The 26,994-nt window shown below is 73.6% G+C and carries 25 protein-coding genes and 1 pseudogene; 10 read left to right on the top strand and 16 right to left on the bottom strand.

Going from position 1 to position 26,994, the window contains the following annotated elements; genetic code table 11:
* Window positions 1-61: 61 nt before the first annotated feature.
* From ACZ4M3_RS10015 to paaA, 5 genes are read right to left on the bottom strand one after another with little or no spacing between them, the layout of a single operon-like run.
* Window positions 62-1,195 (bottom strand): 2Fe-2S iron-sulfur cluster-binding protein, encoded by a 1,134-nt coding sequence (locus ACZ4M3_RS10015; protein WP_467731121.1) that lies wholly within the window; start codon window positions 1,193-1,195, stop codon window positions 62-64.
* On the bottom strand, window positions 1,196-1,726 hold the full coding sequence (paaD, locus tag ACZ4M3_RS10010; RefSeq protein WP_467731120.1) for a 1,2-phenylacetyl-CoA epoxidase subunit PaaD: 531 nt from the start codon (window positions 1,724-1,726) through the stop codon (window positions 1,196-1,198).
* On the bottom strand, window positions 1,720-2,457 hold the full coding sequence (paaC, locus tag ACZ4M3_RS10005; RefSeq protein WP_467731343.1) for a 1,2-phenylacetyl-CoA epoxidase subunit PaaC: 738 nt from the start codon (window positions 2,455-2,457) through the stop codon (window positions 1,720-1,722). Before paaC ends, paaD begins: the two co-directional genes overlap by 7 nt.
* Window positions 2,458-2,489: 32 nt before the next feature.
* Window positions 2,490-2,774, bottom strand: a complete 285-nt coding sequence (gene paaB, locus ACZ4M3_RS10000; RefSeq protein WP_136210255.1) for a 1,2-phenylacetyl-CoA epoxidase subunit PaaB — start codon at window positions 2,772-2,774, stop codon at window positions 2,490-2,492.
* Window positions 2,771-3,868: a 1,2-phenylacetyl-CoA epoxidase subunit PaaA gene (paaA, locus tag ACZ4M3_RS09995; protein ID WP_467731119.1), complete on the bottom strand. Its 1,098-nt coding sequence runs from the start codon at window positions 3,866-3,868 to the stop codon at window positions 2,771-2,773. The genes paaB and paaA overlap by 4 nt, the downstream gene beginning before the upstream one ends.
* A gap of 135 nt (window positions 3,869-4,003) precedes the next feature.
* Between paaA and ACZ4M3_RS09990 the strand changes: the two genes are divergently transcribed.
* The 3 genes from ACZ4M3_RS09990 to ACZ4M3_RS09980 all read left to right on the top strand — a co-directional run bounded on the left by ACZ4M3_RS09990 (window position 4,004) and on the right by ACZ4M3_RS09980 (window position 6,709).
* Window positions 4,004-4,678, top strand: a complete 675-nt coding sequence (locus ACZ4M3_RS09990; RefSeq protein WP_467731118.1) for a DUF5819 family protein — start codon at window positions 4,004-4,006, stop codon at window positions 4,676-4,678.
* A complete protein-coding gene (locus ACZ4M3_RS09985) occupies window positions 4,663-5,838 on the top strand; it encodes an HTTM domain-containing protein (RefSeq protein WP_467731117.1) in 1,176 nt (391 codons plus the stop codon). The genes ACZ4M3_RS09990 and ACZ4M3_RS09985 overlap by 16 nt, the downstream gene beginning before the upstream one ends.
* A gap of 109 nt (window positions 5,839-5,947) precedes the next feature.
* Window positions 5,948-6,709 carry a TrmH family RNA methyltransferase gene (locus ACZ4M3_RS09980; protein ID WP_467731116.1) on the top strand — a complete coding sequence of 254 codons (762 nt, stop codon included), beginning with the start codon at window positions 5,948-5,950 and terminating at the stop codon, window positions 6,707-6,709.
* A 16-nt stretch (window positions 6,710-6,725) separates the two neighbouring features.
* On the opposite strand, the gene paaN is transcribed toward ACZ4M3_RS09980, so the two are convergent.
* Window positions 6,726-8,408, bottom strand: coding sequence for a phenylacetic acid degradation protein PaaN (gene paaN, locus ACZ4M3_RS09975; RefSeq protein WP_467731115.1), 1,683 nt, complete (start codon window positions 8,406-8,408; stop codon window positions 6,726-6,728).
* A 191-nt stretch (window positions 8,409-8,599) separates the two neighbouring features.
* Here paaN and ACZ4M3_RS09970 point away from each other — a divergent pair, with 191 nt between their 5' ends.
* From ACZ4M3_RS09970 to ACZ4M3_RS09960, 3 genes are all read left to right on the top strand, one after another.
* Window positions 8,600-10,177, top strand: coding sequence for a 3-hydroxyacyl-CoA dehydrogenase (locus tag ACZ4M3_RS09970; RefSeq protein ID WP_467731114.1), 1,578 nt, complete (start codon window positions 8,600-8,602; stop codon window positions 10,175-10,177).
* The gene (locus ACZ4M3_RS09965; protein WP_467731113.1) at window positions 10,174-10,764 is read left to right on the top strand and encodes a TetR/AcrR family transcriptional regulator; all 591 of its coding nucleotides are present in this window, start codon (window positions 10,174-10,176) and stop codon (window positions 10,762-10,764) included. Before ACZ4M3_RS09970 ends, ACZ4M3_RS09965 begins: the two co-directional genes overlap by 4 nt.
* A 79-nt stretch (window positions 10,765-10,843) precedes the next feature.
* On the top strand, window positions 10,844-11,791 hold the full coding sequence (locus ACZ4M3_RS09960; protein ID WP_467731112.1) for an alpha/beta hydrolase: 948 nt from the start codon (window positions 10,844-10,846) through the stop codon (window positions 11,789-11,791).
* Here ACZ4M3_RS09960 and ACZ4M3_RS09955 read toward each other — a convergent pair.
* Window positions 11,772-12,404: an Lrp/AsnC family transcriptional regulator gene (locus ACZ4M3_RS09955; RefSeq protein WP_467731111.1), complete on the bottom strand. Its 633-nt coding sequence runs from the start codon at window positions 12,402-12,404 to the stop codon at window positions 11,772-11,774. The two genes, ACZ4M3_RS09960 and ACZ4M3_RS09955, sit on opposite strands and share 20 nt — an antisense overlap.
* A 177-nt stretch (window positions 12,405-12,581) precedes the next feature.
* Here ACZ4M3_RS09955 and pdhA point away from each other — a divergent pair, with 177 nt between their 5' ends.
* The 4 genes and pseudogenes from pdhA to ACZ4M3_RS09935 form a co-directional block, all read left to right on the top strand.
* Window positions 12,582-13,715 (top strand): pyruvate dehydrogenase (acetyl-transferring) E1 component subunit alpha, encoded by a 1,134-nt coding sequence (gene pdhA / locus ACZ4M3_RS09950; RefSeq protein ID WP_467731342.1) that lies wholly within the window; start codon window positions 12,582-12,584, stop codon window positions 13,713-13,715.
* Window positions 13,715-14,725, top strand: coding sequence for an alpha-ketoacid dehydrogenase subunit beta (locus tag ACZ4M3_RS09945; RefSeq protein WP_467731110.1), 1,011 nt, complete (start codon window positions 13,715-13,717; stop codon window positions 14,723-14,725). Before pdhA ends, ACZ4M3_RS09945 begins: the two co-directional genes overlap by 1 nt.
* Window positions 14,725-16,026 carry a dihydrolipoamide acetyltransferase family protein gene (locus tag ACZ4M3_RS09940; RefSeq protein ID WP_467731109.1) on the top strand — a complete coding sequence of 434 codons (1,302 nt, stop codon included), beginning with the start codon at window positions 14,725-14,727 and terminating at the stop codon, window positions 16,024-16,026. Before ACZ4M3_RS09945 ends, ACZ4M3_RS09940 begins: the two co-directional genes overlap by 1 nt.
* A 256-nt stretch (window positions 16,027-16,282) precedes the next feature.
* Window positions 16,283-16,724, top strand: a pseudogene (locus ACZ4M3_RS09935) (TetR family transcriptional regulator); the annotation flags it as partial.
* A gap of 9 nt (window positions 16,725-16,733) precedes the next feature.
* Here the strand turns inward: ACZ4M3_RS09935 and ACZ4M3_RS09930 are convergent.
* From ACZ4M3_RS09930 to ACZ4M3_RS09890, 9 genes are all read right to left on the bottom strand, one after another.
* Entirely contained in the window at window positions 16,734-17,711 is a 978-nt protein-coding gene (locus ACZ4M3_RS09930) for an NAD(P)H-quinone oxidoreductase (protein ID WP_467731108.1), read from the bottom strand.
* 79 nt (window positions 17,712-17,790) lie between these two features.
* Entirely contained in the window at window positions 17,791-18,879 is a 1,089-nt protein-coding gene (locus ACZ4M3_RS09925; protein WP_467731107.1) for a potassium channel family protein, read from the bottom strand.
* A complete protein-coding gene (locus ACZ4M3_RS09920) occupies window positions 18,867-20,213 on the bottom strand; it encodes a molybdopterin molybdotransferase MoeA (RefSeq protein ID WP_467731106.1) in 1,347 nt (448 codons plus the stop codon). The genes ACZ4M3_RS09925 and ACZ4M3_RS09920 overlap by 13 nt, the downstream gene beginning before the upstream one ends.
* Window positions 20,210-21,073, bottom strand: a complete 864-nt coding sequence (locus ACZ4M3_RS09915) for an NTP transferase domain-containing protein (RefSeq protein ID WP_467731105.1) — start codon at window positions 21,071-21,073, stop codon at window positions 20,210-20,212. Before ACZ4M3_RS09915 ends, ACZ4M3_RS09920 begins: the two co-directional genes overlap by 4 nt.
* Before the next feature lie 275 nt (window positions 21,074-21,348).
* The gene (locus tag ACZ4M3_RS09910) at window positions 21,349-21,888 is read right to left on the bottom strand and encodes a bacterial proteasome activator family protein (RefSeq protein WP_467731104.1); all 540 of its coding nucleotides are present in this window, start codon (window positions 21,886-21,888) and stop codon (window positions 21,349-21,351) included.
* Between the two features lie 103 nt (window positions 21,889-21,991).
* Window positions 21,992-24,736 carry an ABC transporter permease family protein gene (locus tag ACZ4M3_RS09905; protein WP_467731341.1) on the bottom strand — a complete coding sequence of 915 codons (2,745 nt, stop codon included), beginning with the start codon at window positions 24,734-24,736 and terminating at the stop codon, window positions 21,992-21,994.
* A gap of 131 nt (window positions 24,737-24,867) precedes the next feature.
* On the bottom strand, window positions 24,868-25,611 hold the full coding sequence (locus tag ACZ4M3_RS09900) for an ABC transporter ATP-binding protein (RefSeq protein WP_453356073.1): 744 nt from the start codon (window positions 25,609-25,611) through the stop codon (window positions 24,868-24,870).
* A gap of 24 nt (window positions 25,612-25,635) precedes the next feature.
* Complete coding sequence (locus ACZ4M3_RS09895; protein ID WP_467731103.1) at window positions 25,636-26,295, bottom strand: PadR family transcriptional regulator; 660 nt, start codon at window positions 26,293-26,295, stop codon at window positions 25,636-25,638.
* Window positions 26,296-26,389: 94 nt separating this feature from the next.
* A complete protein-coding gene (locus ACZ4M3_RS09890; protein WP_467731102.1) occupies window positions 26,390-26,956 on the bottom strand; it encodes a hypothetical protein in 567 nt (188 codons plus the stop codon).
* Window positions 26,957-26,994: the final 38 nt, after the last annotated feature.

The raw sequence follows: 26,994 nt of genomic DNA, 5'->3' as shown, positions 1-26,994 counted from the left end.
TTCGAGGCCTCCACCCGTGCGGGACGGCCGGCCTGTGCACACCTACCGGGAGGACCCCCGGTCAGCGGTCGAAGTCGATCTCCACTTCCTCCGTCACCGCGTGGGACTGGCAGGCGAGCACGAAACCGGCCTCCGTCTCCTCCTCCTCCAGCGCGAAGTTCCGCTCCATCCGCACCTCGCCCGACACGAGGAACGCCCGGCAGGTCCCGCAGACCCCGCCCTTGCAGGCGTACGGAGCGTCCGCGCGGTTGCGCAGGACGGCGTCCAGCAGCGACTCCCCGTCCTGGACCGGCCAGGTGCCCGAGCGGCCGTCGAGGCGGGCGGTGACCCGGCCTCTGGAGGCGGCGGCCGAGCCGGCCCGCCCGATGGCAGGCGGGGCGGTGTCCTCGACGTGGAAGATCTCCTCGTGCACCCGCGTCCGTACCACCCCCAGGGCGTGCAGCGCCCGCTCCGCGCCCTGCACCAGCCCGTACGGGCCGCACAGGAACCAGCCCGTCACCTCCGCGACCGGCAGCAGCGCCGGCAGCAGGGCGGTCAGCCGCTGCTCGTCCAGCCGCCCGGAGGGCAGCCCGGCCTCCTGCTCCTCCCGGGACAGCACGGTGACGAGCTGGAACCGGTCGGGATAGCGGTCCTTGAGGTCGGCGACCTCCTCCAGGAACATCGTCGAAGCCGCCGTACGGTCACTGCGCACCAGGCAGAAACGGGCATCGGGACGGGCCGCCAGCAGGGAGGCGGCGATCGACAGCACCGGGGTGATCCCGCTGCCGCCGACGATCGCCGCGTAGTGCGCGGCGGCGGGCGCCGCGGCCGGGTCCAGCACGAACCGTCCGGCCGGGACCATCACGTCCAGGACGTCCCCGGCGGCGATCTCCTTGTGCGCGAACGTGGAGAACTCGCCGCCCTCCACGAGCCGTACGCCGACCCGCAGCAGTGCGGGGCCCGTCTCGCCCGGGGCGGGGGAGCAGATCGAGTAGGTGCGGCGGACCTCGGATCCCTCCGGGGTGCTGCGGCGCAGCGTCAGGTGCTGGCCCGGCGCATGCCGGTACTCGGCCCGCAGTTCCTGCGGGACCCGCAGGGTCAGGGCCACGGAGTCGTCGGTGAGCCGGTCGACCGCCGCCACCGTGAGGGAGTGGAAGGCGCCGTGGCGCGCGGGACGCGGCGACCCCGGCGTGGGCGACGGCGGCGGCACGGCCATTTACAGCTCCTTGAAGTGGTCGAACGGTTCACGGCAGGCGACGCAGCGGCGCAGCGCCTTGCACGCGGTGGAGGAGAACCGGCTGAGCAGTTCGGTGTCGGTCGATCCGCAGTGCGGGCAGCGGACCGACAGCGTGAGCGGGACCGGGCCGTCCGCGGCGTGCGGGCGGGGCGGAGCTATGCCGAACTCGGCGAGCTTGCGCCGCCCCTCGGCGCTGATGTCGTCGGTCGACCAGGCGGGGGCCAGCACCGTGGTCACCCGCACCTCGGGGATGCCGTGCCCGGTCAGGATCCGCTGGATGTCGGCGGACATGGCCTCGATCGCCGGGCAGCCGGTGTAGGTGGGGGTGAGCATGACCTCGGCATGGCCGTCCTCGTGCATCCGCACCCCGCGCATGACACCGAGCTCGGCGAGGGTGAGGACGGGCAGCTCCGGGTCGGGGACGGAGCCGGCGAGTTCGGCCAGCTCCGCCTCCAGGCGGGTCGTCCCCCCGGCGCCCGTACCCGCGCCGGGGGCGGCGTCGGTCACCATGACGCCCCCGGATGGCTGCGGTGCAGGTGCTGCATCTCCGCGAGCATCCGGCCGAACGGCTCGGTGTGCAGCCCCTGCCGGCCGGCCCCGGCGGCCCAGGCCCCCGTACGCGGTCCTTCGGGCAGGGTGAGCCCGGCGCGCTCCAGGACCGCGCCGAGCGCGGCCAGCCAGCGCTCCTCCAGGGCGGCCCATTCGACGCCTTCGAGCCCGTCCACCGGCTGGAACATCTCGCCGGTGTACTTCCACAGCGCGTCCAGCGCGGCCCGGATCCGGGCGTTGCTCTCCTGCGTGCCGTCGCCGAGCCGCAGCGTCCACTGCTCGGCGTGGTCGCGGTGGTACGCGGTCTCCTTGACGGCCTTGGCCGCCAGGGGCGAGAACGGACCGTCGCCGACGGCCAGTTCCGCGTACAGCTCGTGCTGGTAGAGCGAGAAGTAGAGCTGCCGGGCGATGGTGTGGGCGAAGTCGCCGTTCGGCTGTTCGACCAGCTGCAGGTTGCGGAAGGAGCGCTCCTCGCGGAGGAACGCCAGCTCGTCCTCGTCGCCGGCCATGGACAGCAGGAGGCGGGCCTGGCCGAGCAGGTCGAGGGCGATGTTGGCGAGGGCCACCTCTTCCTCCAGGACGGGCGCGTGGCCCGCCCATTGACCGAGGCGGTGTGAGAGGACCAGCGCGTCGTCCCCGAGGGCGAGGGCGGCGGACCGGACCCGATCGGTACCGGTCACCTCGCCCGTCACAGCGCCGGTCGCCCGGGTGTTCTCAGGGCTGTTCACAGGTGGCGCACCCCCTCGGGGATCTCGTAGAAGGTGGGGTGGCGGTACGGCTTGTCGGCGGCCGGGGCGAAGAACGGGTCCCGCTCGTCCGGCGAGGAGGCGGTGATCTCGGTGGAGGGCACCACCCAGATCGAGACGCCTTCGCTCCGCCGCGTGTAGAGGTCGCGGGCGTTGCGCAGGGCCATCTCCGCGTCCGGGGCGTGCAGGCTTCCCGCGTGCGTGTGCGAAAGGCCGCGCCGCGAGCGGACGAACACCTCCCACAGCGGCCAGTTCTGCGTCATGCCTGGATCTCCTCGTGGTTCGTCGCCGGGGCCCCGGCGTGTGCTGCGGTGGTGTCGTCCGCCGGGCGGCCGGCCTGCCGCGCCGCCTGCTTCGCCGCGTACGCCGCGGCCGCGTCCCGGACCCAGGCGCCTTCCTCGTGGGCCGTGCGCCGCTGGCTGAGGCGCTGCTCGTTGCACGGGCCGTTGCCCTTGAGCACGTTCCAGAACTCGGCCCAGTCGATCGCGCCGAAGTCGTAGTGCCCGCGCTCCTCGTTCCACTTGAGGTCCGGGTCGGGCAGGGTCAGCCCGAGTGACTCGGCCTGGGGCACGGCGATGTCGACGAAACGCTGGCGCAGCTCGTCGTTCGAGTGGCGCTTGATCCGCCAGGCCATCGACTGGGCCGAATGCGCCGACTCGCCGTCCGGCGGGCCGAACATCATCAGTGACGGCCACCACCACCGGTCGACGGCGTCCTGGGCCATGGCGTGCTGGGCCTCGGTGCCCTTCGACAGGGCCAGGAGCAGCTCGTACCCCTGGCGCTGGTGGAAGGACTCCTCCTTGCAGATGCGGACCATGGCGCGCGCGTACGGACCGTACGAACAGCGGCAGATGGGCACCTGGTTGGTGATCGCCGCCCCGTCCACGAGCCAGCCGATCGCACCGACATCGGCCCAGGTCAGGGTGGGGTAGTTGAAGATCGAGGAGTACTTCTGCTTCCCCGAGTGGAGCTTGTCGAGCAGTTCGTCACGACTGGTGCCGAGGGTCTCCGCGGCGCTGTACAGGTAGAGGCCGTGGCCCGCCTCGTCCTGGACCTTGGCCATCAGGATCGCCTTGCGGCGCAGCGAGGGCGCGCGGGTGATCCAGTTGGCCTCGGGCTGCATGCCGATGATCTCGGAGTGGGCGTGCTGGGCCATCTGGCGGACCAGGGAGGCGCGGTATTCGTCGGGCATCCAGTCGCGGGGCTCGACCCGCTCGTCCGCCGCCACGGCGGCGTCGAACGCGGCGGCGAGCTGCGCGCCGAGATCGCCGATCCCACCCTCGGCACCGGGCCCCGACTGCGCGGGGCCTGCGCCCAGGCCTGCTTCCTGCCCAGATTCCGGGGTCACTGTGACCATCCCGGCCCCCTGTCAGAGTCTGCTTTCCGCCCGACCGACCGATCGTTCGGTTCATCCTCTTCAATGGTGGGACGACGGCCCGTAGGGTGTCAACCTCTGTGGGCAACCCTGTGGACGCCGGACGATCGGGACGCGATGGATTCGAACGGGCGAAAGCTCGCTGGACAGGCCGCTCCGGCGCCCGTCACGGCGCCGCGCTCCCCCGGCATCGCCGGCCTGTCCACCCCGTACCGAGTGCTCGCGGCGGTGGCCCTGGGCGCGATCGCCGTGGCGGCCTGCGCGCACCTGGCGCTCGTCTTCCTGCACGTCGCACCGTCCAACACGGTGAGCAAGCGGCACGCGGCGACCGTGGACGGCTGGATCTACCCCGAGTTCGAACAGAACTGGAAGCTCTTCGCCCCCAACCCGCTCCAGCAGAACATCGCGGTCCAGGTACGGGCGCAGCTGCGGACGGCCGGCGGCGGGCTGACCACCAGCGAATGGCGCGACCTGTCCGCCGAGGACGGCGCGGCCATCCGGCACGGCCTGCTGCCGAGCCACACCCGGCAGAACGAGCTCCGGCGGGCCTGGGACTTCTTCACCGGCTCCCACGACGACGACAACAAGCCGAACGGCGAGCGCGGCGAACTGTCGGAGGCGTACCTGCGGCGGATCGCCCTGGACCGGCTGGCGGGGTGGCAGCGCGGCGGCGACCGCATCGTACGGATCCAGCTGCGCTCGGCGACGGCGGCGGTCGCGGCCCCGAAGTGGAGCCAGGAACACACCGACACCCAGACGTACTACCGGGAGCTGCCGTGGTGGACGGTCTGAGCCGGGCGCGGGCCGCCGCCGGCCGGGGGCTGGCGAGGGTCACCGGGGAGGCGTTGGGTCCGTACCAGAGCGCGGTCGTCCGCATCGGCTTCGCCGGGACGTGGCTCTTCTTCCTGCTGCGCGAGTTCCCGAACCGGCACGAGCTGTACGGGCCGGACGGGCCCTGGAGCTGGGCGCTGGCGAAACGGCTGATCGCCTCGAACCACGCGTTCACGATCCTGATGTGGACGGACGCGACGTGGTGGTTCGAGACCGTCTACGTGGTTTCCGTGCTCGCGAGCGCGCTGCTGCTACTGGGCTGGCGGACGCGGGCGACGTCCGTGGTGTTCATGGTGGGGGTGCTCTCGCTCCAGAACCGCAGTGTGTTCATGGGGGACGGCGGGGACAACGTCATCCACCTGATGGCGATCTACCTGGTGCTGACGCGGTGCGCGCGGGTGTGGTCGCTGGACGCCCGGCGGGCGCGGCGGGGCGGGGGCGGCCCGTGGGGGCCGGTGCTGTGGGGCGTGCTGGGGGCGGTGTTCGCGTACGGGGCGCTGGCCGGGCGGTTCGGCGTGCTGTGGGCGGCGGTGTTCGGGGCGCTGTGGGTGACGGCGGGGGTGTGGTGGCTGGCCGAGCGGTACGCCCCGGAGGGGGAGGGGCGGGCGCTCCTGGACGTCCTGGCGAATCTGCTGCACAACGCGGGGATGCTGGTGATCATGGCGGAGGTGTGCCTGATCTACGCGACGGCGGGCTGGTACAAGATCCAGGGGTCGCGGTGGCAGGACGGGACGGCGCTGTACTACCCGCTGCGGCTGGACTACTTCACGCCGTGGCCGGGGCTGTCGGCGCTGCTGGCGGGGAGCGGGACGGTGGTGATGCTGCTGACCTACGGGACGGTGGCGGTGCAGGTGGCGTTTCCGTTCACGCTGTTCAACCGGCGGATCAAGAACGTGCTGCTGGGGTTGATGATGCTGGAACACGTCGGGATCGCGGTGGTGCTGGGGTTGCCGTTCTTCTCGTTGGCGATGATCGCGGCGGATGCGGTGTTCTTGCCGACGGGGTTCTTGGTGTGGGTGGGGGCCGTGGGGGTAGCCCGGGTGCGGGGGCGGCGAGGGCCGGTACGGGAGACCGGAGCGGTGGCGGTGGCCGAGGCCGGCGCCGGCGCGGTGGGTCGCTGACGGCGCGGTGCCCCTGGGGGACCGGCTGCCGGGGCTCCGCCCCGGACCCCGCGCCTCACCCCCCCCACGGGGCTGAACCCGTCCGCGGGTGGGCCGTAGGGTCGGCGGTATGGATGAGCAGCGTGGTGGGGGCGATGAGGTTGTGCGGGCATGGCGGGAGGCCGTCGGGCGGGATGACCTCGTACTCCTCGACGGGTTCCACGCGCTGAAGCACGCCCTGCGCTTCGGCGCCGATGTCCGGGCCGTCGTCGCGGACGACCCCGACGCGGTGCGGGCGCTCGCCGCCGAGCTTGCTCCGGACGTGGAGGCGCAGGTGGCGCGGCTGACCGGCCGGGCGGAGCTGCGCACGCTGCTGGACCGCGTACACCCCACCCGGGTCGCCGCCCTGGCGGTCAGGCCCGACGCCGGCGAAGGGCGGGCCCGGCTCGAGCGGATGCCCCGGCCCGCGCCCGTCGTCGTACTGGACAACCCGCGCAACCTCGGCAACGTCGGAGCCGTCGTCCGTCTCGCCGCCGGCTTCGGCGCCACCGGCGTCGTCACCCGCGGCGACCTCGACCCCTGGCACCCCAACGTGGTCCGCGCCGGGGCCGGACTGCACTACGCCACCACCGTCGCGAGGGTGGAGCTCGACACCCTGCCCCCCGGGCCGGTGTACGCGCTCGACCCGGAGGGCGAGGACATCCGCGCCCTCACCCTCCCCGACGACGCCCTGCTCGCCTTCGGCTCCGAACGCCACGGCATCTCGCCCGAACTGCGCGCCCGCGCCGACCACCTGGTGTCCCTGCCGATGCGGCCGCAGGTGTCCAGCTACAACCTGGCCACCAGCGTGGCCATGACCCTCTTCCACTGGGGAGGGCCACGGCCCGCCTAGGGCGGTCAGCCCGCGGTCAGCCCTGGCGGCGGACCTCCACCACGCGGAAGCGGTTCGCGACGAACGCGCCGTCGCACAGGGCCGCGTTGGCCGCCGGGTTGCCGCCCGAGCCGTGGAAGTCGGAGAACGCCGCGGTCTGGTTCACGAAGACGCCGCCGGTCAGGTTGAGCGACAGCTGCGCCGACTCCTCCAGACAGACCTCCTCGACGGCCCGCTCGGTGTCCGGGGACGTCGTGTACGCGCCGACGGTCATCGCGCCCTTCTCCCGGACCGTGCGCCGCAGCAGCTCCAGCGCATCCGCCGTGGAGTCGACCGCCACCGCGAACGACACCGGGCCGAAGCACTCCGACAGGTACGGCGCGGAGTCGTCCGGCTTGGCGCCGTCCAGCTTCACCAGCACCGGGGTGCGGACCACCGCGCCCGGGAACTCCGGGTTCGCCACCTCCCGGGAGGCCAGCGCGACCTCGCCCAGGCCGGCCGCCGCCTCCAGCCGGGCCTTGACGTCCGGGTTGACCAGCGCGCCGAGCAGGGCGTTGGCCCGGGCGTCGTCGCCGAGCAGGCCGCCGACGGCAGCCGCGAGGTCGGCGACGACCTCGTCGTACGACTTGGGGCCGGCGTCCGTCTCGATGCCGTTCCGGGGGATCAGCAGGTTCTGCGGGGTGGTGCACATCTGGCCGCTGTACAGGGACAGCGAGAACGCGAGGTTCGACAGCATGCCCTTGTAGTTGTCGGTGGAGTCCACGACGACGGTGTTGACGCCCGCCTTCTCCGTGTACACCTGCGCCTGGCGGGCGTTGGTCTCCAGCCACTCGCCGAAGGACGTCGACCCGGTGTAGTCGATCAGCTTGATCTCGGGGCGCAGCGCGAGCGTCTTGGCGATGCCCTCGCCCGGACGCTCGACCGCCAGCGCGACCAGGTTCGGGTCGAAGCCGGCCTCGGCGAGGACCTCGCGCGCCACCCGCACCGTCAGCGCCAGCGGGAGCACGGCGCGCGGGTGCGGCTTGACCAGCACCGGGTTGCCCGTGGCCAGGGAGGCGAAGAGCCCTGGGTAGCCGTTCCAGGTCGGGAAGGTGTTGCAGCCGATCATCAGCGAGATGCCGCGGGGTACGGCGGTGAAGGTCTTGCCGAGCTCCAGCGGGTCCTTCTTGCCCTGCGGCTTCGACCAGGCCGCCTGCGCAGGAACGCGGGTCTGCTCCTCGTAGGCGTACGCGATCGCCTCCAGGCCGCGGTCCTGGGCGTGCGGGCCGCCCGCCTGGAACGCCATCATGAAGGCCTGGCCGCTGGTGTGCATGACCGCGTGCGCGAACTCGTGGGTCCGGGCGGAGATCCGGGACAGGATCTCGATGCAGACCAGCGCGCGGGTCTCGGGGCCCGCGTCACGCCAGGCGCCCATGCCGGCCCGCATCGCGGGCAGCAGCACGTCCGGGTCGGCGTGCGGGTACTCGACGCCGAGGTCCAGCCCGTACGGGGACACCTCCCCGCCGGTCCAGCCGTCGGTGCCGGGCTGCCCGAGGTCGAACCGGGTGCCGCGGACGGCTTCGAACGCCGCGAGGCCGTCGGCCGGGGCGGTCTCCCCGTAGGCCTTGGGGTGCTCGGGATGCGGGGACCAGTACGCGCGGCTGCGGATGGCCGCGAGCGCCTGGTCCAGGGTGGACCGGTGCTTGTCGGACAGCTGGGGGACGGTGAGCGCGGCGGCCATCAGGGACCAACTCCTCGTTGAGCCGGGCGGGATCAGGCTGGTTCACCCGATCACCGGAGTGCGGATCGGGGGAACCGGATCGGGCAAGGGCGGGTGAAGAAGAGCAGACTGGAGTTAGAGTAACCGAACGATCGGTCGGGACAAGAGGGCCCGGCAAGCCTGTGGATAAGTCGGTGCGGGAGGATCGGGTCATGACAGCAATCGAGCGGTCCCGCACAGTGGCGGTCATCGGCGCCGGCACGATGGGGCAGGGCATCGCCCAGGTCGCCCTTCTCGCAGGTCACCGCGTGCTGATCCACGACATCGACGCCGACGCGGCCCGCGCCGGCGTGGCCCAGGTCCGCGACCGCGTCGAGCGGCTGGCCGCCAAGGGCCGGCTGGACCGGGCCGCCGCGGACGGGGCGAACGGCCGGATCAATGCGGCCCAGGCCCTCTCCGAGCTGGCGGACGCCGCTCTCGTCATCGAGGCGGTGGTCGAGGACGCCACCGTCAAGCGGGGTCTCTTCGCCGCCCTCGAAGGGGTGGTTTCGCCGGACACCCTGCTGGCGACCAACACCTCGTCCCTCTCCGTCACCGAGCTCGCCGCCGGCCTCGCCCACCCCGGCCGCTTCCTCGGCCTGCACTTCTTCAACCCGGCACCGTTGCTCCCGCTCGTCGAGGTGGTCAGCGGCTTCGCGACCGGCCCGGCCGCCGCCGAGCGCGCGTACGAGACCGTCCTGGGCTGGGGCAAGACGCCGGTCCGCTGCGCCGATACGCCCGGCTTCATCGTCAACCGGATCGCCCGCCCCTTCTACGCCGAGGCCTTCGCGGTGTACGAGGAGCAGGGCGCGGACCCGGCCACCATCGACGCCGTGCTCCGCGAGAGCGGCGGCTTCAAGATGGGCCCGTTCGAGCTGACCGACCTGATCGGCCAGGACGTCAACGAGGCCGTCACCCGCTCCGTCTGGGACTCCTTCTTCCGCAGCCCCAAGTTCACCCCCTCGCTCGCGCAGCGCCGGCTCGTCCAGTCCGGCCGCCTCGGCCGCAAGTCGGGACACGGCTGGTTCCCGTACGGTCCGGACGCCCCGCTCCCGCAGCCGCACACCGCCGGTCCCGAGGAGGCCCCGGCCAAGGTCACCGTCGTCGGCGAGCTGGGCCCGGCGGCCGGTCTGGTGGACCTCTTGGAGGAGGCGGGGATCGCGGTCACCGCCACCGCGCACGGAGGTCCGTACATCCAGCTGCCCGGCGAGGGCCAGCTCGTGCTCGCGGACGGCAAGACCTCGGTCGAGTTCGCGGACGTCGTCTACTTCGACCTCGCGCTCGACTACCGCGACGCCACCCGCATCGCGCTCTCCGCCGGCCCCGACACCAGCGAGCGCACCCTCGCGGAGGCCGTCGGCCTCTTCCAGAAGCTCGGCAAGGACGTCTCCGTCATCGGCGACGTCCCCGGCATGATCGTCGCCCGGACCGTCGCGATGCTGATCGACCTGACCGCCGACGCCGTCGCCCGCGGCGTGGCCACCGCCGAGGACATCGACACGGCGATGCGGCTCGGCGTCAACTACCCGCTGGGCCCGTCCGCGTGGCACGAGCGCCTCGGCCGCGACTGGGCGTACGACCTGCTGCACCATCTCGACGAGCGCTGCCCGGGCGGCCGGTACGCGCCCTCCCTCGCGCTGTTCAAGCTCGGCTACGCGGAGGACGAAGCAGGCTTCCACGCGGAGGGCGAGGAAGACTTCGAGGACGGGCGCGAGGACGACGGCCAGGACGCCCGGGGGGCCGCCCAGTGACCACCGCCAGGCGTGACACGTACACCCCCGAGACGCTGCTCTCGGTGGCGGTCCAGGTCTTCAACGAGCGCGGCTACGACGGCACCTCGATGGAACACCTCTCCAAGGCCGCGGGCATCTCCAAGTCCTCGATCTACCACCACGTCGCGGGCAAGGAGGAGCTGCTCAGGCGGGCGGTGAGCCGCGCCCTGGACGGCCTCTTCGCGGTCCTGGAGGAGCCCGGCGCGCTGCGCGGCCGCGCCGTGGAGCGGGTCGAGTACGTCACCCGGCGCACGGTGGAGGTGCTGCTGGCCGAACTGCCGTACGTGACGCTGCTGCTGCGCGTGCGGGGCAACACGCGCACCGAGCGCTGGGCGCTGGAGCGCCGCCGCGAGTTCGACCACGCGGTGGCCGACCTCCTGAAGGCCGCCGCGGCCGAGGGCGACCTGCGCACGGACGTCGACAGCCGGCTCGCCACCCGCCTGCTGTTCGGCATGGTGAACTCCCTCGTCGAGTGGTACCGCCCGTACCCGGGCGCCGACCACGCGCAGCTCGCGGACGCCGTCGTCCACATGGCCTTCGACGGACTGCGCACGAGCACCGCCTGAACGGCCGCCGTCCGGGCCCGGCCACCTGAACGGCTCCGCCCGTGCGGCGGCCGCCGCACGCCGCGGTGACGATGGCGGCATGGCCCTGGACCCGGACATCGCCGCCCTCATGCACCGTCTCGGCGCCGACGGGCCGCCGCCCGTCCCGCTGCCGGACGTGGCGGAGAGGCGGGCCGGCAACCGACAGCTCTCACTGGCCGTCGCCCCCGAGCCGCCGATCGCCGTGGGCTCCGTCGCGGACGACACCCTCGTCGGGGTCCCCGTGCGGATCTACCGGCCGCGGCCCGCGGGCCCCGCGCCGGCCGTGGTCTTCTGCCACGGCGGCGGCTTCGTCGCCGGCGACCTGGGCACCCACGACGCGGTCTGCCGCCGCCTGTGCCGGGACGTGGCGGCGGTCGTGGTCGCCGTCGGCTACCGGCTCGCGCCCGAGCACCCCTTCCCGGCCGCCTACGAGGACTGCCTCGCGGTCGCCCGGGACGTCGCCGGCCATCCCGAGCGCTTCGGCGGCGGCAGCGGCGTGTTCGCGCTCGCCGGGGACAGCGCGGGCGCCAATCTCGCGGCCGCCGTGGCCCTGGCCCTGCGCGACGGGGGCACCCCGGTCGCCGCGCAGCTGCTGGCGTACCCGGTGACCGACCTGACCGGCCGCGGCGGCTACCCGTCGATGGCGGAGAACGCCACCGGTTACGGGCTGACCGCCGCCGAGATCGAGGACGACATCCTGCTCTACCTCGGGAACGACCCGGCGACCGCCGCCGACGGCCGGGCCTCGCCGCTGCTCGCCGAGGACCACCGGGGGCTGGCGCCGGCGGTGATCGGCGTCGGCGAGTTCGACCCGCTGCGCGACCAGGGACTGGCCTACGCCCGGGCGCTGGCGGACGCCGGGGTTGCGGTGTCGTCGTACCGGTACCCCGGACTCGTCCACGGCTTCCTGGGCTACGACGCCCAGGTGCCCGCGGCGGACGCCGCCGTCGCGGAACTCCTCGGGGCGCTGCGCGCACTCGTACGGCCTACGGCTGCTCCTCGGTGAGCGGGGTGAGGGAGGTACCGCCGAGCGGACCCGGGTCCAGTAGATCCGTTTCCTCGAACACCAGCAGCGTCCGGGTGGAGAGCACCTCCGGGATCGACTGGAGGCGGGTGAGGACCAGCTCGCGCAGGGTCCGGTTGTCCGGGGTGTGCACCAGGAGCAGCACGTCGAAGTCACCGCTCACGAGGGCGATGTGAGCCGCGCCCGGCAGCTCGCGCAGCTTCTCGCGCACCGTCCGCCACGAGTTCTGGACGATCTTCAACGTGATGTATGCCGATGCGCCCTGACCTGCGCGTTCGTGGTTCACCCGGGCGGTGAAGCCCTGGATCACGCCGTCGTCGATCAGCCGGTTGATCCGTGCGTAGGCGTTGGCCCGGGACACGTGGACCTGTTCCGCGACGGACCGTATCGACGCCCGGCCGTCCGCCTGGAGCAGTCGCAGGATCGAGCGGTCGATCGGGTCCAGCGGCCGGGGCGGGACGGGCGCCGCGGCGGCGGAGCCGGGCGGTGGTCCGGAAGGAGCGGGCGGTGCGGGCGGTGCCGCCCTGGTGCCTCCGGGCGGGACCGGTGCGGATCCCCCGGCGGAGCCCGCCGCGGCCATTTGTTCATCCGGCATTGCCCACTGCCTCCCTCTCCTGGACGTCCTGCACCCATCCCAGGGCCCCGGCGCCACTTTGTCCACAGCCTGGAGGCGCCTGTAGCCAAATTGCGCAGACAACCGAACAATCGGTAGGTGAGGCGCCTCACACCCGGGGCTCTCCTGCCCGCTTCCTACGAGGAGGTGTACGCCGCCATGACGGTCCAAGAGCTGCCCGGTGCCGGGGCGTCCCACCGTTCGACCCCGCCGCCCGCCTGGAGGCCGCGTACGGACGCCGCCCCGCTGCTCCCGGACCCCGAGCCCTACCGGGTGCTGGGCACCCCGGCGGCGGACAAGCTCGATGCCGAGCTGATGCGCCGCTACTACGCCGAGCTGGTGCGCGGCCGCCGCTACAACGCCCAGGCCACCGCGCTCACCCGGCAGGGGCGGCTCGCCGTCTACCCGTCGACCGTCGGCCAGGAGGCCTGCGAGATAGCCGCCGCGCTGGTCCTCGAAGACCGCGACTGGCTCTTCCCCAGCTACCGGGACACCCTGGCGGCCGTGGCGCGCGGTCTGGACCCCGTACAGGCGCTGACCCTGCTGCGCGGCGACTGGCACACCGGCTACGACCCGCGCGAGCTCCGGATCGCCCCGCTGAGCACCCCGCTCGCCACCCAGCTGCCGCACGCGGTGGGGCTGGCGCACGCGGCCCGGCTGCGCGGGGACGACGTGGTCGCGCTCGCCATGGTGGGCGACGGCGGCACCAGCGAGGGCGACTTCCACGAGGCGCTGAACTTCGCCGCCGTGTGGCAGGCCCCGGTGGTCTTCCTGGTCCAGAACAACGGCTTCGCGATATCCGTCCCGCTCGCCAAGCAGAGCGCCGCCCCGACCCTGGCCCACAAGGCCGTCGGGTACGGGATGCCCGGCCGGCTGGTCGACGGCAACGACATCGCCGCGATGCACGAGGTGCTGACCGAGGCCGTCGATCGGGCGCGCTCGGGCGGCGGTCCGACGCTGATCGAGGCGGTCACGTACCGGATCGAGGCGCACACCAACGCCGATGACGCGACCCGCTACCGCACGGACTCCGAGGTGGAGGCCTGGAAGGCGCACGACCCGGTGGAACTGCTGGAGCGCGAGCTGACCTCGCGCGGGCTGCTGGACGCGGAGGGCATACGGGCGGCCAAGGACGCGGCCGAGTCGATGGCGGCGGCCCTGCGGGACGCGATGAACGCCGAGCCGGTGCTCGACCCGATGGACCTCTTCGCGCACGTCTACGCGGAGCAGACCGGGCGGCTGCGCGAGCAGGCGGAGCTGCTGCGCGCCGAGCTGGAAGCGGAGAACGAGTGATGGCGACGGTGGCGGTGCAGCCGGAGACGAAGCCGGCGACCATGGCGCAGGCCCTCGGCAGGGCGATGCGCGACGCGATGGCGGAGGACCCGACGGTCCACGTGATGGGTGAGGACGTCGGCACGCTGGGCGGGGTCTTCCGGATCACCGACGGCCTGGCGAAGGAGTTCGGCGAGGACCGCTGTACGGACACCCCGCTCGCGGAGGCCGGGATCCTGGGCGCCGCGGTGGGCATGGCCATGTACGGGCTGAGGCCGGTCGTGGAGATGCAGTTCGACGCGTTCGCCTACCCGGCCTTCGAGCAGCTCATCTCGCACGTGGCGAAGATGCGCAACCGGACGCGCGGCGCGATGCCGCTGCCGATCACCATCCGTGTGCCGTACGGCGGCGGGATCGGCGGGGTGGAGCACCACAGCGACTCCTCCGAGGCGTACTACGTGGCGACGCCCGGGCTGACCGTGGTCACCCCGGCGACCGTCGAGGACGCGTACGGGCTGCTGCGCGCGTCGATCGCGAGCGACGACCCGGTGGTCTTCCTGGAACCGAAGCGGCTGTACTGGTCGAAGGCGCCGTGGTCGCCGGAGGCCCCGGCGGAGGTGCCGGGCATCGGCAAGGCGCTGGTGCGGCGGGCGGGCACGAGCGCGACGCTGATCACCTACGGGCCGTCGCTGCCGGTGTGCCTGGAGGCGGCCGAGGCGGCGCGCGAGGAGGGCTGGGACCTGGAGGTCGTGGACCTGCGCTCGCTGGTCCCGTTCGACGAGGAGACGGTCGTCGCCTCGGTACGCCGGACAGGGCGCGCGGTGGTGGTCCACGAAGCCGGGGGCTTCGGCGGGCCGGGTGCGGAGATCGCCGCTCGGGTGACGGAGCGGTGCTTCCACCACCTGGAGGCGCCGGTGCTGCGGGTGACGGGGTTCGACATCCCGTACCCGCCGCCGATGCTGGAGAAGCACCACCTGCCGGGCGTGGACCGGATCCTGGACACCGTGGGACGCCTGCAGTGGGAGAACTGATGCCGCAGGTGATGGAGTTCAAGCTGCCCGACCTCGGGGAGGGGCTGACCGAGGCGGAGATCGTGCGCTGGCTGGTGGCGGTCGGCGACGTCGTCGAGATCGACCAGCCGGTGGTCGAGGTCGAGACGGCGAAGGCGATGGTGGAGGTGCCGTGTCCCTACGGGGGCGTGGTCACCGCCCGGTTCGGCGAGGAGGGAACCGAACTGCCGGTCGGCGCACCGCTGATCACGGTGGCGGTGGGTCCGGCGGAACCGTCGGGGCCGGCGGAGTCCGGGGAGTCCGGGGAGTCGGCGGGTTCGGGGAACGTGCTGGTCGGGTACGGCACGGACCACTCGCGGCCGGCGCGCAGGCGGCGGATCCGGCCGGGGGCGCCGGGTGCAGCTCCGGTTGCGGCTGTGGCTCCGGTCGTGGCTCCCGTTGTGGCGGGGCCGGTTCCGGTGATTTCGCCGCTCGTACGGAAGCTGGCCCGGGACAACGGGGTCGACTTGCGGGCGCTGCGGGGGTCGGGTCCCGAGGGGCTGATCCTGCGGGCGGACGTGGAGGCGGTGCTGCGGGCGGAGGTCGCGCAGGCGCCGGTGGCCGAGCCGGTGGCTGCGCCGGCGGTTGCGCCGGCGGGCGAGCGGATTCCGCTCAAGGGGCTGCGGGGGGCGGTGGCGGAGAAGCTGTCGCGGAGCCGTCGCGAAATCCCTGAGGCCACCTGCTGGGTGGACGCGGACGCCACCGAACTGATGGCGGCCCGGGCGGCGATGAACGCCGTGGGCGGCCCGAAGATCTCGGTACTGGCGCTGCTGGCCCGGATCTGCACGGCCGCGCTCGCGAAGTACCCGGAGCTCAACTCCACGGTGGACCTGGCGGCGAAGGAGATCGTCCGGCTCCCGGCCGTGCACCTCGGTTTCGCCGCGCAGACCGAGCGGGGGCTGATGGTCCCGGTGGTCCGGGACGCCCAGACGCGCAGCCCGGAGTCCCTGTCGGCGGAGTTCGCCCGGCTCACGGAGCTGGCGCGGGCCGGGAAGCTGGCGCCGTCGGACCTGACGGGCGGGACGTTCACCCTGAACAACTACGGGGTGTTCGGGGTCGACGGCTCCACGCCGATCATCAACCACCCGGAGGCGGCCATGCTGGGGGTGGGCCGGATCATCCCGAAGCCGTGGGTCCACCGGGGCGAGCTGGCGGTGCGGCAGGTGGTCCAGCTGTCGCTGACGTTCGACCACCGGGTCTGCGACGGTGGCACGGCGGGGGGCTTCCTGCGGTACGTGGCGGACTGCGTGGAATCCCCGGCGGTGCTGCTGCGCTCGCTGTAGCGCCCACCGGCCCGGATCCCACCCCAGCGGGGCCGCCGGGCGGCTGCGCGGGTGGGGGCCCGGTTTCGGGCCTGCCGGGTCGGCCCCGCTGCGCGGGCGGGCTCGGCTCCCCACGGAGCCGGGCCGCCGCGCAGCTGGGGCGCGCTCCCGGCGGCTGGGCCGTGGCCTGCTGTCCGAGCCACGGCGGCCCTGCGGCCGCCGTGAGGGTCTTGCCTCCGCCCCGCCCTCTCCCCGTCTCTGGGGCTCCGCCCCAGACCCGGCGGGGCCCACTGCCGCTGCGCGGTGGCCGCCAGCCCTGCTGACCGCCCTCGTGCGCCGTCTCGTGGTCCGCGACCAGGCCGAACTCCAGGCCGTCGGCGAACGCGCCGCGCACCCCCGCCCGCCCAACTCGCCGACGGGCTCGCCGCCCTGACGGCGGCCCGGCTCGCGCCGGGCGAAGGCCGCCGGCGCTCTCTGGCCCGCTCTGCCTGCGCCCTGGAGAGCGGCCGGGACCTGAGTTGCGCGAGATTCTGCTGCCGCGCGAGAACGCCGGGCGATTCGCCGTAAGGGCCTTCCTCGCTGCCCACGGCGTCCCCGACCCGGGAGCCCGCACCCTGGCCCTGCTGGCCTCGGTGGACGGGCTCGTGCTCGACCAGTTGCCGAAGGGCGGGGAGGTGTCCCGCGACGCCCTGGAGGGACTCGTCGCGGCCGCCCTCAGACAACCCCCGTCACACGGTCAGCAGCAGCTTGCCGACATGCGCGCTGGACTCCATCACCCGGTGCGCCTCGGCCGCCTCCCTCATCGGGTACGTGGCGTGCACCACCGGCCGTACCCGGCCCGTGGACACGAGCGGCCAGACGTGCTCCCGCACCGCCGCCACGATCGCCGCCTTCTCCTCCAGCGGCCGGGACCGCAGCGAGGTCGCGGTGACCGCCGCCCGCTTGGCCATCAGCGCGCCCAGGTTCAGCTCCGCCTTCACCCCGCCCTGTAGCCCGATCACCGCGAGCCGGCCGTTCACGGCCAGCGCGTCCAGGTTCCGCGCCAGGTACTTCGCCCCCACGATGTCCAGGATCACGTCCGCCCCGGCCCCGTCCGTCGCGGCCCGCAGCTCTTCCACGAAGTCCTGCTCGCGGTAGTCGATCAGGATGTCGGCGCCCAGTTCCGCACAGCGCGCCAGCTTCTCCTTGCCGCCCGCCGTCACCGCCACCCGGGCGCCCACCGCCTTGCCCAGCTGGATCGCCATCGTGCCGATGCCGCTGGACCCGCCGTGCACCAGCAGGGTCTCTCCGGGACGCAGCCCGGCCACCATGAACACGTTCGACCAGACCGTGGTCACGACCTCCGGCAGTGCGGCCGCCGTCACCAGGTCCACCCCCGCCGGCACCGGCAGCAGCTGCCCCGCGGGAACCGCGACGAGCTCCGCGTAGCCGCCGCCGGCCAGCAGCGCGCACACCTCGTCGCCCACCGACCAGCCGGACACGCCCTGCCCCACCGCGACGATCCGTCCGGAACACTCCAGACCGGGATAACGGGAGGCGCCGGGCGGCGGGTCGTAGAAGCCCTGCCGCTGGAGGACGTCGGCGCGGTTCACGGCGCTCGCCGCGACCTCGACGAGTACCTCGCCCTGGCCTGCCACCGGATCGGGTGCTTCGGCCCACACCAGGGCCTCGGGTCCGCCGGGCTGCTCGATGGTGATCGCATGCATGGCCCGGAGGCTACGCGAACCGAGCCCCGACCGCACCGGTGACGGCCCTCTCCCGGACGCGCGGCAACCCGCCCCGTCGCTAACCGACGGGCCCCGGCACCGCCGCCGGACCGGCGCGGACGATGGTGATCAGACGGTCCGTCGACTGGAGCGGACTCGCGTGCGGATCGTCGTAGCCGAGCAGCCGGTGCCCCCGCAGCACGCTCACCACCAGGTCCTCCGTCTCCCGAACCCCCTTGCCGACCTCGGGCTTGGTGACGGGCCGTTCGATCAGGTCCAGACCGCTGCCCTGCTGGATCAGGTCCTCCATCACCGTGCCCGCACTCGGGCTGAGCACCGACAGGCCCAGCAGTCGCCCGGCCGCGCTGGCGCTCGTGATCACCGCGTCCGCGCCCGACTGCCGCAGCAGGGGCGCGTTCTCCTCTTCCCGCACCGCGGCGACGATCTTCGCGCCACGGTTGAGCTGGCGCGCCGTCAGCGTCACCAGCACCGCCGTATCGTCGCGCTGCGTGGCGATGACGATCTGCCGGGCCCGGGGCAGTTCGGCCCGCAGCAGCACCTCCGAGCGGGTGGCGTCGCCGACGACACCCGTGAAACCCTCGGCCGCCGCCACGTCGATCACCTTGGCGCTCGGGTCGACGATCACGATCTGGTCCTTGCGCAGGCCGGTGGCCAGCAGCGTGTGGAGGGCTGAGCGGCCCTTCGTGCCGAACCCGACGACGACCGTGTGGTCACGCACGTTCTTCCTCCAGCGGTTCAGCCGCCACTCTTCCCGGGTCCGCTCCGTCAGGACCTCCAGGGTGGTCCCGACCAGGATGATCAGGAACAGCACGCGCAACGGCGTGATCAGCAGGACGTTGGTCAGCCGTGCGCTGGCGCTGTACGGGACGATATCGCCGTAGCCGGTCGTCGAGAGGGTCACGGTCGCGTAGTAGACGCAGTCGAGGAAGTCGACCGTCTCGTTGGCGTTGTCGTGATAGCCGTCGCGGTCGAGCCACACGATCAGCACCGTCAGGCACATCACGAAGAAGGCCACCAGGAGCCGCCGGGCCACCTGCCGCAACGGCTTCTGCACGACGCGTTTGGGCAGGGTGACCTGGCGCGCCACGAGCGCCTCGTCCGCGCGCCGGGCCATCGCGTCCTGGCCGGGCTGTTTCACGTGAAACATCCTCCCGAGGCCCAGGGCAGGTCGAGCATTTCCAGCTCCTGCCCCGACCGCGCGCCGTGCGGCGGTACGACGGCCAGCGCGTCGGCGGCCGCCACACCACGGAGCATCGCCGGGCCGTGGTAGCGCAACGGCACCGCGTGTTCCTCGGTCAGGAGTACCGGCACGAGCCGGGTGTCGTACGGGTGACCGGGTACGTCCCCCTGGACCGGAACCGCGTACCTCGGGCGCCGACGTCGGCCCGCGAGCGCGCGCAGCAGCGGTTCGGCCAGCGTCAGCAGCCCCGATACCGCGGCCAGCGGATTGCCGGGCAACCCCACCACGTGGCGGCCGTCGACGCGGTCGCCGATCCGGGCCAGCAGCATGGGATGCCCGGGGCGTACGGCGACCCCGTCAATGAGAAGCTCCGCCCCGGCCCGGCTCAGGACGGGGTGGACGTGGTCGACGGGGCCCGAGGCGGTTCCGCCGGTGGTGACGATCAGATCGGCGGTGGACGTGGTGACGGCCTCGAACAGGGCCTCGGCGCCGGCCGGGTCGTCGCCGAGCCGTCGCGTGCCGGTGACTTCGGCGCCGAGCCGGCCGAGCCAGGGTCCGAGCATGGGGCTGAGGGCGTCGCGGACGAGGCCGTCGTGGGGGCGGCCCTCGGTGAGCAACTCGTCCCCCAGCACCAGGATTTCCACCGTGGGGCGGGGCCGGGTCTCCAGTTCGTCGTACCCGGCGGCGGCGGCCAGGCCGAGCAGGGCCGGGGTGACCAGCGAGCCGGCCGGCAGCAGCAACTCGCCCGAGCGGCACTCCTGACCGCGCGGCCGGATGTCCTGGCCGGTGACGACGGACCGCTGCGCGTACAACTGGCCGCCGTCCTCGCGGGCGTGCTCGTTGCGGATCACGGCGGTGGTGTCCGCGGGGATCCGGGCGCCGGTGGCGATCGGCACGGCCTCGCCGTCGGCGAGGGGCTCGGACCGGTCGGAGCCGGCCAGTATCCCGTCGCCGGGCCGGACGGACCAGGGGCCGGGGCCGGCAACGGCCCAGCCGTCCATCGCGGAGGTGTCGAAGGAGGGCAGGTCCGTGAGCGCTTCGAGGGGAGCGGCCAGCACCTCGCCGAGGGTGTCGGCGAGCGGGACGCGATGGCTGCGGGCGCGCACGCCCGAGCCGGCCCGAACGGCGGTTTCCCTGGCCCGGAGCCAGGGCGTGGCACGGTGGCCGCCGGCGGCACGGACCGGGTCGGACGCGTCGAGGGGGCCGGAAGCGCCCGGAGCGCCCGAGGCGGGTGGCGAGGGATCGCGGCTGACCAGGGCGAGGGCCTCGTCCAGGGCGCGGTCGGCGTCGGTGCGGGTCATCCGGTGCCGTCTCCCGTACCGGCCGCGGGGGCCTCCTCGGCCCAGCGCAGGGCCAGGGAGGCTGCCTTGCGGGACGCTTCGGCGACGGCCTGGGCGGGATCCTCCCCGGTCGTCTCGGCTCGGGCTGCGGCGTAGCCCACGAGGAAGGTGGTCAGCGGGGCCGCGGGCCGGTCGACGCCGTGGGCGGCGTCACGGGCGAGGTCGAGGAGGGCCTTGGTGTCGACGGGGACGTCGATGCCCAGCTCGTTCTTCACGGCGGTGATCCATTGCTCCAGCACGGTCCCATGCTCTCTGATCCGGGCGCGGGCCGTCGCGAGATCGTCCCAGGTGTCGCAGTCGAAGGAGGCGAGTGGCGCAGCGCCGGTGACGGTGGTGAGGTCCAGTTCGGTGGTGACGGCGCGCAGCGGGAGCCCGGTGAGGGTGCCGTGTTCGGTGGCCAGCAGGGCGATTTCCCGGCGCAGGGGTTCGGTGCGGTAGGCGGCGACGAGGGGCTGGTCGCGGCCGTCGGGGTCGCGGAGCATGACCCCGTCGGGGCCGGGCGCGTCGAGCAGGGTGCGGACGGTGGCCCGGTCCAGGAAGGGCAGGTCGGCGGAGAGTACGAGGACCCGCGCGGCCGAGGTGTGGCGCAGCCCGGCGTCGAGCGCGGCCACGGGGCCGCCGCCGGGCGGGTCCTCGCGGGCCCAGTGGACGGGGCGGGTGGTGGGGCGGCGGTCGCCGACGACGACGGTGGTGCCGGCGTCGGGGCAGGCGTCGAGGACGCGGTCGAGGAGGGTGCGGCCGCCGACGTGCAGGCCGGGTTTGTCGGCCCCGCCGAGTCGCTGCGCGGCGCCGCCGGCGAGGACGATCGCGTCGTAGCTCATACCGATGAGTATGCGGGGGGTGTGTTGCGGGCGGGGTTCCGCCCTGTGCCGGGGCCCTGCCGGGCGGGTGCGGGTCACTGACCGGGGCTCCGCCCCGGACCCCACGCCTCAATCTCCCCCAGCTACCGCTGGGGGTACCCCCACGGGGCTGGAAGTGGCCCCGCGCCTCACTACCCCCAGCTACCGCTGGGGGTACCCCCCCCACGGGGCTGGTCTTCCTGGGTGTGGGGCGCCCCGGACCGGCTGTCGGGAGGGGCGGCCCCCACACCGGGGGGTTACAGGTACGGGCCCGAGCGGATGGCGCCGTGGGGGCCTTCTTCGTCGTCCTCGTGGGACGCGCCCGCGGGGAGGGCGCGGCGCATCTGTTCGAGCTGGGCCCGCGCCGCCATCTGCTGCGCGAACAGGGCGGTCTGGATCCCGTGGAAGAGGCCCTCCAGCCAGCCCACCAACTGCGCCTGCGCGATCCGCAGTTCCGCCTCCGACGGAATCGCCTCCTCCGTGAACGGCAGGGACAGGCGCTCCAGTTCCTCGACCAGCTCCGGGGCGAGGCCGTCTTCCAGTTCCTTCACCGACGCGGCATGGATGTCCTTGAGCCGGACCCGGCTCGCCTCGTCGAGGGGTGCGGCGCGCACCTCTTCCAGGAGTTGCTTGATCATGCTGCCGATCCGCATGACCTTGGCGGGCTGTTCGACCATCTCCGTCACCGGGACCTCGCGCGACTCGTCATCGGCGTCGCCGACCGCCGACCCGTCTTGTCCCACGATCAGAACGTTCGGGGGGCTGTCCTGCGACCGTTCACTCCTCGGCATCTCCATGCCGATATTCTCTCGCACACCTCCGTACGCACACGATGTGCCCCCGCACAGGCGTGATCCACCCTGTGCGAGGGCTCGTAATCAAACGGTGAGCATCGTGTGGTCAGCCCGTCGCGCGCCGCGCCAGCGCGCCGCTCGACTTCGTCACCAGCGCCGCGAGTACCGCCGCACCGAGCGGGACCAGGATCAGCAGCCCCCCGAGCGTCTCCCACGGCACGGCGAACGGCACGAAGACGGCTTCGTCCGCCCCGGAGCGGGAGATCAGCGCCTCCGCCGCCCGCCGCTCGGTCAGCCGCAGTCCCGCCGCCGGCAGCAGCCCGGCGGCGGTGCCGAGGGCGACGCCCATCAGGGCCACCACCCCGCACTGGAACCCGCTCAGTGTCCGCCGCACCCGTGGCGGGGCCCCGACGGCGGCCAGCGTCTTGAGGTCGGCCTCGGCATCCGCCTGCGCCAGTCCGGTGGCGATGCCCGCAGCCCCGATGGTGACCAGGCCCGCGAAGATCGTCAGGGCGAGGATCTCCAGGCTGTCCCGGCCCTGGTAGCCCTCTTCGATCTTGACGGGGGCGTCGATGCCGATTTGGTCGATCTGGCCTGCCAGCGCCTGGCGTTGCGTGCTCGTGGGCTTCTCGGCGAGGGTGAAGAAGGTGCCGTACGGGGCCGTACCCAGGCCCGCCGCCTTCACCGCGGCGGGGGGCAGGACCACCTCCAGCCCGTAGCCGGTGACCGTGTCGGGCGCCTGGTAGACCGGGAAGACCTTGTCGACGCCCTTCGGCTCGGCGCCGGCCCGCGGCGTGCCCTGACCCTGGGCGTCGTCGGTGACGATCCGTAGGGTGATCTTGCCGGCCTTGAAGTTGCGCCGGTCGAAGGAGACGGCCTGCCCGGACTTCAGCGCGGCGACCGCGCCCGGGTCGCTGACGCCCAGCACCGTCAGCAGCTTCTCGTCGGCCACGACCGTCTCGCGCGGCTGCACGGACTGCCGGTCCTTGCAGCGCCAGTCCCGGCGCAGGGCGCGCACCTGGTCCCGGCTGAAGTCGGACGACCCGTTCTTCGACTCGTAGAGCGGACAGCGGTTCTCCTGCGGCGTGATGATCTCCAGCCGTCCGCAGCCCGGTTCGGTGGAGTACGAGTCACAAGACGGCTTGCCGACCACCACCCGGTCCACGTCGGCCCGCACCGCCAGGGAGAACTCCTTCGCGAGGGCTTGGCGTGCGGCGGGCACGTCCTTGTACCGGTCGTCCTCCTGGTTCGTCAGCATTCCCGCGCCGGCGGGCAAGGAGGCCACGTACTCGTGCCGCGCCTGGAGCTCCGTGCTGTGCTGGTACGTCGCCACGGCCACCGTGCCGGCCACGGCGGCCAGTACCGCCGCCACCGCCGGAGCGGTACGCCCCCGGTTGCGCACGGCGTCCCGCAGCGCGAGCCGCGGCGACAGCGGGAGCCACCGCCCCGCCCGCCCGAACAGCCCGACCAGCGTCGGGGTCAGGGCGACGACGCCCAGCTCGGCCAGGGCGCTGCCGCCGGCCACCACCAGCGTCCCCGTCTGCGACACTGCCCCGTACAGCGCGAGCGCCGCGCCCGACGCGACGCCGACGAGCCCGATGACGGGCAGGATCCGGTTGGCGCGCCGGACTCCGCGACGGCCCGTCAGCGAGGCCAGCACGGTCTGCCGGGACGCGGTGACGGCGGGGACGACCGCGGCGAGCAGCCCCGTCAATACGGCGACCAGGGCGACGGCGAGGAGTTCCAGGGGGCGGACCTCGAACCCGCCCCAGCGCAGCCCCAGGTACTGCTCCAGCACCGGCCGCAGGCCCAGGGTGAGCGCCACGCCGAGGGCGGTGCCGACGACGGCCGAGGCCGCGCCGATGACGAGACCGCCGGACAGGACGATGGCCCGGATGTGCCGGCGGTCGCCGCCGTTGGCGCCGACCAGGCCGAGCTGGCGCGCCGAGCGCCGGGCGCCGACGGCGAAGGCCGGACCGGCCAGCAGGCAGATCTCCAGCATGGCGAGGCCCACGACGGTGGCCAGAACGGTCAGTTCGACCGCTCTGATCGACGTTCCCTGGTATTCGTCGGACCTTCCCTGCTCGCGCAGTTGCGCGTACAACGGGACTTCGGCGTCGGCCGGCGGGTGCAGGGTGACGGCGCGCGAGAGGGCGAGGAGCCCCTTGGCGTTGGCCGCCCGCACCATGTTCCACGTGAAACCATCACCGCCGACCTCGACGAGGAAGTTGTCGTCGACGCTCAGCCCCTGGCCGCCGGCCCGGGTCAGGGCCTGGTCCAGCGGGGCGAGCAGGGTGCGGGGCGGCGCGGTGATCTGCACCGCCTTCAGCGAGGACGGAAGCTCGTACGCGCCCACGATCCGGTAGGACCGGGCCGCACCACGGGGGGTCAGCTCGGAGCCGACGAAGAAGCCGGATTCCTTGAGGAAGGAGTCGGTGGCGATGACCTCGCCCGCCGCCGCGGGCAGCCGGCCCCGCTTGAGGGTGATCATCCCCGCCACCAGCGGGCTGGCCGTGTCCACCTCGCGCAGCTCGGTGTCGAGCAGTCCGTGCGTGGTGCGGACCTTCGCACTGGCGTGGCTGTCCTGCACGATCCGGGCGCCCGGCGGCAGCGCGGACGGGACCGGCACGTCCTCCTGCTTCGCCTTCGAGGAGTCGAAGTCCCGGTAGCCGCCGACGGGCTCGTACCGGTCGCCCGACGGGTCCTGGTAGACGGCCGAGCCGAAGGAGAGGCGGCTCAGCCTCGCGTCGGCCGCGCCGATCTGCCGGGACAGCGTCTGTTCGGGGGAGAGCTCGGAGCTGCGCCAGGTGAGGTCCACGGCGCTCACGCCGACGATCGGCAGGGCGATCATCGCGAGGACGAGTGCGCTGCGCCCCTTGGCGCGCCAGGCGTCACGGCGGGCGATACGGACCGCCGCGACCCACGAGTGGTACCAGGACGAGGGAAAGGACGGAGATCCGTGCGACGAGCGGGACGACGAGCTCACAGGCCGGCCGCCCGCCCGGAGAGCAGCGAGTCGGCCCCGCTGCGCAGCGTCTCGTCCACGACGGTGCCATCGCGCAGGAACACGACCCGGTCGGCCCAGGCGGCGAACCGCGGCTCGTGCGTGACCAGGATCCCGGCCGCCCCCGCGTCGCAGCGCGAGCGCAGCAGGGCGAGTACGGACTCACCGGTCTCGGAGTCGAGTGCGCCGGTGGGTTCGTCGGCCAGGACCAGGCGGCGGTCCCCGACCAGGGCGCGGGCGATGGCGACGCGCTGCTGCTGGCCGCCGGACATCTCGTCGGGGAAGCGGTCGGCCAGCTGCCCGAGGTTCATCTCCTCCAGCGCGGCCAGGGCGGACGCGCGCGCCTTGCGGGCCGAGACCCCGTCGAGTTCCCGGGGCAGCGCCACGTTCTCGGCGGCGGTGAGGGCGGGGATCAGGTTGTAGTCCTGGAAGACGTAGCCGATGCTGCGCCGGCGCAGCGCGGCCAACTGCTTGCGGCTCGCGGTGGTGAGGTCGGTGCCCTCGACGATGACGCGTCCGGAGCTGGGGGTGTCGAGTCCCCCGGCGAGGGTGAGCAGCGTGGACTTGCCGGAGCCGGAGGGGCCCATGACGGCGACGAGTTCGCCGGGATGGACGGCGAGGTCGATTCCGCGCAGGGCGTGTACCTCGGTGGCGCCGCTGCCGTGTGTGCGGACGAGTTTCTCCAACTGGAGTACGGGGCGCTGCGTGTGCTGGTCGGGCATGTGGGTCCCCCCTGGGACGGTGGTTCAGTGCCGCCGCGTGCGTGCGGTGCGGGGCGCTTCGGTGGTCGCGGCGACGGCGAGGCCGCTCGCGGGAGTGGCGGCCGGCGGTGGTCCCGGTTCTCCGGCCGCGCTGTCGGCCGAGTGGGAGAGCCGTACGAGCCGTGCTTCGCAGTGGTCGAGCCAGCGGGCTTCGGCCTCGGTCTGGAAGATCAGCTGTTCGAGGACCAGCAGCCAGGCCAGGTCGTCGCGTTCGCGGGTCTTGCCGCTCTCGATCGCCATGAGGGCCTGGGCCTTGAGCCGGGTGTAGTCCTGCATCGCCTGGACGGTGGCGTGCCGCTGGGACTGGATGACCGCGCGGATGTCGACGCCGGGTGCGCCGACGGCCATGGCGAGCTTGATGGACAGCTCGTCGCGCGGTGGGTTGGTGCGGTCGACGGGGCGCTCGTACCACTCGCGCAGTTCGCCGCGCCCGGTGTCGGTGATGGCGTAGAGCGTGTGGCCGGCCGGGTCCTCGCCGTCGGGGGCGACGAGGCCGTCGCGCTCCAGGCGGGCGAGTGTCGTGTAGACCTGGCCGACATTGAGCGGCCAGGTGGAGCCGGTGCGGGATTCGAACTCGGTACGCAGCTGAGAGCCGTACCGAGGGCCCCTTTCGAGCAGGGCGAGGAGGCCGTGGCGGATGGACATACTCAGTATGTATACCGAGTATGTCCTGGGCGGCAACCCTCCCGTGGCGTACACCGCAAGGAGGACGGAGCGCCACCGGACGCCGCGCCGGCCGCTACGGACCGCGCCGCAGCCGCACGCCGATGAACCCCAGGCCCAGCCCCATCAGGGCGAGTCCGGTCCCCAGGGGCAGCATGTGCGCGGCCAGGTCGGCGGCCCGGTCGTTCGCCCCGGTGCCCAGCGCGTTGACCCCGGCAGTGGGACTCGGCGCCCCGCTCGGCGCCCCGCTCGGGGCCGGGCTCGCCGCGGACGGCGCCGGGGTCGGTCCACCGGTCGGTCCACCGGTCGGCCCGACGGACGGCCCCCCGGTCGGCGCCGTGCCGGGGGGGACCGCGGGTGGCCGCGCGGGCCGTTGCCGGGGCCGGGAGGCCACCATCGCCTCGGGGTCGGCGGGCTCGCCCACGGGCCGCCCGGGCCGCTCCCGCCCGACCCCCGCGGCACTGCCGGCCAGCTCCTCGTAAGCCTCCTGGGGTACGTCGGCCACCGCATCGGCGCTCGCGGAGGCGACCGGGACCCGGCCGGACGCGGGGCCCCCGCCCTGCGCGGGCGCGGCGCCCAGCAGCGCGGCGGCGGCCAGCGCGGCCCAGGCCACCCACACCGGCGCGCGGAGGCGTTGAGTCACCGGGAAGCCCCTCCCGTCCGAGCGGCGCGGGCGGCGCG

This window comes from Streptomyces sp. NPDC026522 (assembly GCF_055567555.1).
This window is presented reverse-complemented; position numbering and strand designations above follow the sequence as displayed.